General features: G+C 70.4%; 6 protein-coding genes. 4 read left to right on the forward strand and 2 right to left on the reverse strand.

Translation table 11 applies throughout. The annotated features are described in order from the left end of the window. Positions 1–50: 50 nt before the first annotated feature. From DRB06_RS09685 to DRB06_RS09700, 4 genes are all read left to right on the forward strand, one after another. Complete coding sequence (locus DRB06_RS09685; protein WP_108967066.1) at positions 51–974, forward strand: aldo/keto reductase family oxidoreductase; 924 nt, start codon at positions 51–53, stop codon at positions 972–974. A 29-nt stretch (positions 975–1,003) separates the two neighbouring features. After that, a complete protein-coding gene (locus DRB06_RS09690; protein ID WP_111819820.1) occupies positions 1,004–2,044 on the forward strand; it encodes an HNH endonuclease family protein in 1,041 nt (346 codons plus the stop codon). Positions 2,045–2,168: 124 nt separating this feature from the next. After that, positions 2,169–2,582, forward strand: coding sequence for an RNA-binding S4 domain-containing protein (locus DRB06_RS09695; protein ID WP_244542681.1), 414 nt, complete (start codon positions 2,169–2,171; stop codon positions 2,580–2,582). Positions 2,583–2,593: 11 nt separating this feature from the next. After that, a complete protein-coding gene (locus DRB06_RS09700) occupies positions 2,594–3,649 on the forward strand; it encodes an alpha/beta hydrolase (protein ID WP_111819821.1) in 1,056 nt (351 codons plus the stop codon). A gap of 34 nt (positions 3,650–3,683) precedes the next feature. On the opposite strand, the gene DRB06_RS09705 is transcribed toward DRB06_RS09700, so the two are convergent. After that, positions 3,684–4,553 (reverse strand): Cof-type HAD-IIB family hydrolase, encoded by an 870-nt coding sequence (locus tag DRB06_RS09705; protein WP_258522222.1) that lies wholly within the window; start codon positions 4,551–4,553, stop codon positions 3,684–3,686. 50 nt (positions 4,554–4,603) lie between these two features. Next, positions 4,604–5,230, reverse strand: a complete 627-nt coding sequence (locus DRB06_RS09710; protein ID WP_111819822.1) for a DUF47 domain-containing protein — start codon at positions 5,228–5,230, stop codon at positions 4,604–4,606. Positions 5,231–5,393 lie beyond the last annotated feature (163 nt).

Raw genomic sequence — 5,393 nt, forward strand, 5'->3', positions numbered from 1 at the left:
ACGCCGGCCCGCCCCTAGGCACAGCCGCGGCCGTCAAGTACCATATTTGTATGAGAATCCAACCAATTGGCTCATCCGACCTGACCGCCTCCAACCTCATCCTCGGCCTGATGCGCATTAAGGAGCTCAGCGACGCCGAGATCCGCGACCTGGTAGCCACCGCCCGCGGCGCGGGCATCACCATGTTCGACCACGCCGACATCTACGGCCGCGACCACGCCTGCGAGGAGCGCTTCGGCTCGGCCCTGAACTGGTCGGCCACCGAGCGCGAGCAGGTGGTGCTGCAGACCAAGTGCGGCATCCGCTGGGGCTGGTTCGACTTCTCCGCCCAGCACATCCTTGAGTCCGTCGACGCCTCCCTCAAGGCGCTGCACACCGACTACCTGGACGTGTTGCTGCTGCACCGTCCCGACGCGCTGGTCGAGCCGGAGGAGGTGGCCGCCGCCTTCGACTCCCTCGCCGCCTCCGGCAAGGTGCGCCACTTCGGCGTCTCCAACCACACGCGCGGCCAGCTGGAGCTGCTGCGAGCCACCGTGGACCAGCCGCTGCTCGTCAACCAGCTGCAGCTGTCCCTGACGCATGCGGACATGATCGCCGAGGGCGTGGCCCTGAACATGCGCCACGACCAGTCGGTGGTGCGCACCGACGGCATCCTCGACTACTGCCGCCTGACCAACACCACCATTCAGGCCTGGTCCCCCTTCCAGTCCGGTGACGGCTCCGGCCCGTTCCTGGGCAACCGGGAGCGCTACGGCGAGCTGAACGACGTCGTGGACCGCCTGGCCGCCGAGTACGGCGTGACCCCGGAGGCGATTGCCACCGCCTGGATCACCCGCCACCCCGCCCGTATTCAGGTGGTGCTGGGCACCACCCGCCCGGACCGGGTCGAGGCCGCGGCCGCCGGCTCCGACCTGGAGCTGACTCGCGAGCAGTGGTACGAGGTCTTCCGCGCCGCCGGCTACATCGTTCCCTGAGCCGCCTCCGGCCGCGGAACCCGCCCATCATGCTGCCTCGTCTCCACCGATCCGCCCGGACGGCGCCGGCGGCCTGCGCGCTTTCGGCAGCGCTCGCCCTGACTCCGTGCGCGGTCGCGCCCCCGGCGGCAGCGGATACCGCGAGTTCGCTGGATGCGCCAACCGCGGCCGCTGTCTCCTGGGACGAGCGCGAGCGGCTCGTGCTGGGCGCGGCGGAGGCGTTGGACGCGCTCGAGGCGTTGCCGGAGGACTCCCCCGCCGCCGTCTCCTGGGGTGAAGGGGGTTCGCGCACCGGCTGGTTCGGCCAGGCGTGGATGGACGTCGATGGGGATGGCTGCGACACCCGCAACGAAATCCTGGCCCGGGACCTGACCGACGCGGACTTCTCCCGCGAGGACGGCACGCAGGGCATCGAAGCCGGGCGCGGTCAGGGGGCGGCCGTCTGCCCCGACGCCACGGTCTGGTCGGGCACCCTCCACGATCCCTACACCGGATCCACGGTCGCCTTTCAGCGTGGGCAGGACACCTCCGACGCCGTTCAGATCGACCACGTGATCCCGCTGAACTACCTGTACGCGCACGGGGCCTGGCAGTGGGATCAGCGCCGGCGTCTGCTGGTCGCCAATGATCCGTTGAATCTGCTGGCGGTGGATGGCGCGGCCAATCAGGAAAAGTCCAACTGCGGCCCGGCCACGTGCCCGGCCGGCTCCACCGAGACGGGCACTTGGACCACCACTACCGGGCCCGGATGGTGGCCCGACGACGTCGGTTACCGCTGTGAGTACGCCCGCCGGTTCGTCAGCGTGGCGGCCGCCTACGACCTCGGGCTGCCGGACGCCGACGCCGCCGCCCTGCGCACGGCACTGACCGACTGCGCGGCCGGCGGCAATGGCGCCGTCTCGGTGCCCGAGCGCGTCCGCAGTGTTGGTGTCCGGGTGGGGCAAACGGTGCTGGCCGACCGCGTCTACACGCTGGTGTGTGCCGCCGGGGCGCTGCTGATCGGGCTCGGGCTGGTGACGCGTGGGCGTGCCGCCCTGCCCCGCCGCCGCGCGTCTCGCCGAGGTCGGTAGCAGTTACGTGCCGAGGTCGGTTGAAATGGCACCTGGGCCCGATGCCCGATCCCCTAGGATCGGACACGTGGCGAATACGCAGTCGGGCCCAGCGGCCGGAAGCGATAACCGGAGCGCTCCCGGCATTAACGATCCGGCGTCGGCGCGCGTGGACGTGTGGCTATGGAGCGTGCGGCAGGTGAAGTCCCGCTCCGCCGCGACCGCGGCCTGCCGCGCCGGCCACGTGCGCATCAACGGCGAGACCGCCAAGCCCTCCCAACACGTGAAGGTGGGCGACGAGATCCGCTATCGCGTGCAGGGCTTCGACCGGCTGCTGCGCGTGCAGCGGATCCTCGTCAAGCGGGTGGGTGCACCCGTCGCCCGCACCGCCTACACCGACTTCTCTCCCCCGCGTCCGACCCCGCTGGATGCGCCCGCCGCGATCGTTCGCGACCGCGGGGCGGGCCGCCCCACCAAGAAGGAGCGTCGTCAGCTCGACGCCCTGCGCGCCACCCGCCGGGCCGACGTCGATATCGAGCACCTGCTGGACGAGGACTGAAGGAGAACCGCATGTCTCCCTCCGCTCGCGCCACTCGTGGCGCGGCCGCCATCGCCGCCCTGAGCGCCATCGGGGCGCTGGCGGTGCGCCGCCGAGAGCTGGGACCGGGGCTCAACCGCGTGGCCCGGGAGCTGCGTGCGCCGCTGTTGGTGATTGGCCGGGGCCAGGCAGGAGTGCCCGAGGACCTGCCCACCGACTTCTCCTCCCTGCTTTCCTCGCGGCTGCCCGCGCGGGTATTCCCATCCGGCCTGGGGCACCGTGACGTCGTCGTCGATAGCGGTCTGGAGGTGCCGGTGTGGCGGTACGAACCGGATGCGCGGCGGGAGGGGCCGCCGTCGGGCGCCCTCGTGTGGCTGCACGGTGGCGGCTTTGTGGGCGGTTCCCCCGCCCAGGACCACTTGTTCTGCTCACGCATCGCCCGGGAACTGGGCATTCTGGTGGTTTCCGTCGATTACCGGCTGGCGCCCGCCCACCCCTATCCGGCGGCCCTCGACGACGCCTTCACCGTTCTGCGTCGGCTGCACGCCGAGGCCGCGGCCGAGGGCGTGGACGCCGAGCGGATTGCGATCGGCGGCGCCAGCGCCGGCGGCGGGCTCGCGGCCGCACTCGCTCAGCGCGCCCTGGACGAGGGAGTACCGGTTGCTTTCCAACTGCTGATCTATCCGATGTTGGATGACCGCACGGGTGCCGGTGGCGCCGAGATTCCCGGCCGCGGCGAGTTCGTGTGGACCGCCCGTCGCAACGCGGAAGGTTGGGGCGCCTACCTGGGGCGTCCGGTCGCCGAGCCGGCCGACCGGTGGGCGTCGGCGCGCTGGGCGGTGCCGGCTCGGCGGGAGCACCTGGATGGGTTACCGGCCGCCTGGATCGGCGTTGGCGAGTTGGACCTGTTCCTCGATGAGGACCGTGCCTATGCAGAACGCCTGCGGGCTACCGGCGCGCAGGTGCAACTGCGGGTTGAGCCGGGTATGTATCACGGCGCCGACTACTGCACCTGGTCGGCGGCGATGCGCGATTTCCGCAGTGATGCGATCGATGCTCTGCGTCGGGGGCTGGCGGGCGGAAGCTGAGGGCCCGCGCGACCGTCCCGTCCGGCGGCGGCGCTCAGCCCAGGCGCTGGAGCAGGGCCTCGACGGTGCGTAGGACGCCGGCTTCGGTGTTTGCGGGCGCGGTCCAGTGGGCGACGGCCTGAATGCCGGGGTGGGCGTTGGCCATGGCGAATGACAGCTCGGACCGCTCGTACATGTCCAGGTCGTTGAGATAGTCGCCGAAGACGGCTGTCTGCGCCGGCGTGATGCCCAGGCGCGCCTGCAGGGCGGCCAGGGCCCGGCCCTTGGAGGCGGTGCGGGGCATGAGGTCGGTCCAGTGCACGCCGGAGACGACGGCCTGCACGTCCGGCACGGCCGCCTTCAGTGCCTGCGAGCTGCCGGCCTCGACGTCGTCGAAGTCGTATACGGCCACCTTCAGCGTCCGGTCCAGCGGCACGGCGAGTAGATCGTCGACGATCTCCAGCTCCCGGTAGTAGCGGGAGACCTCTTCCACGAAGGGCGGGTCCTGGCGGTCGATGTAGGCGCATTCCACCCCGGCCAGGACGGCGCCGACGTTGTAGCCGTCGATGCCCAGGTCGCGGGCGGTGTCGATGGCGGCGACCGTGTCGCTCACGGTTATGGTCTCGCAGTGGATGACCTCGTCGTCTTGTACCACCAGGGTGCCGTTCTCCGCGATGATCGGCGAGTGGGTGATCGGCTCACCCAGCACGGAGCGCAGGTTGGCGAGCTGGCGCCCGGAGGCGGGAGCGAACAGCACCCCGTGGGCGCGCAGCCGCGAAACCATGTCGGCGAATCCCGCCGGGAGTAGGCCGTCGCCGTCGAGCAGGGTGCCGTCCATATCCGTGACGACCAGGCGCAGGTCGACGGGCGCGGGCGGCAGTGGGGCGGGGCCGGCAACCGAGCCGGGCGTGGTGGAGGACTTCACGCAGGCGATTGTTACAGACCCGGCGGATGATCGTGAATCGGCGCAGGCGATCAAATGGTGCGTTTGACAATTCCGTCTACGACGGCGTCGATGGCCTCGATCAGTCTCAGGCCGATCACGTCTACGCGTCTGAGCAGTTCGCGTCGGGCCAGCGCCTCCATATTCAGTTCTTCCACGAACAGTTGGCGCAGGCCGTCGTCGTACTGTTCGCGTACCCGGCGGCCCTCCTTACGGGCGGCGGTGCACAGCTCCCGGTTGATGCGCCCGGAGGAGGTGTCCATGGCACCGACCAGCTGCTCCAGTCCGCGGCGAATGTGTTCGAGGCCCGTCCGCGAGTGGTCATCGGGCTGGACCTGCCAGGCGCGGGTCTCCCGCACGAAGTCACGAGTGTTGGTGAGCACCTCATCGAGGCAGCGGGAGAAGCGGAACATGTCCTCCCGGTCGAGCGGCGTCACCACGCGTGTTGACAGCAGGTGCACGAACTGCAGGCGAGTCGTGTCTCCCTGGCGCTCTACCTGCTCGATGCGCTCGACCAGCGCGTCCAGATCCGCGTCCGCCTCGCATGCGCGCAGCGCGAGCTCGACGCCCTCAATGGCGAGAGTCGCCTGCGCCGACAGCGCCCCGACCAGAGTCTGCCGTCTCCCTGGTCGCCGTAGCCAAGTCCACAGTCTTGCCATGCCGCATCCGTCCTCCGTGTACCCAATTGTGGCTCTTCGCGTTTGTGGGTGTGGTGGTTCGGGCTCGCGGTTGGTCGTGTTCGGCGCGTTGTTCGGCGCGGACGGGTCCGACTTGGTGGTCGTGTTCGGGACGATGAGGTCGTGCTCGGGCGTGCGGGAAGCG

The organism is Actinomyces sp. Z5 (genome assembly GCF_003287795.1).
GTDB classification, from domain to species: domain Bacteria; phylum Actinomycetota; class Actinomycetes; order Actinomycetales; family Actinomycetaceae; genus Actinomyces; species Actinomyces glycerinitolerans.

Bases quoted from the DNA above. Each gene is read 5' to 3' on its own strand.
- DRB06_RS09685 (WP_108967066.1), top strand. From the start codon at position 51: ATGAGAATCCAACCAATTGGCTCATCCGACCTGACCGCCTCCAACCTC.
- DRB06_RS09690 (WP_111819820.1), top strand. From the start codon at position 1,004: ATGCTGCCTCGTCTCCACCGATCCGCCCGGACGGCGCCGGCGGCCTGC.
- DRB06_RS09700 (WP_111819821.1), top strand. From the start codon at position 2,594: ATGTCTCCCTCCGCTCGCGCCACTCGTGGCGCGGCCGCCATCGCCGCC.
- DRB06_RS09710 (WP_111819822.1), bottom strand. From the start codon at position 5,230: ATGGCAAGACTGTGGACTTGGCTACGGCGACCAGGGAGACGGCAGACT.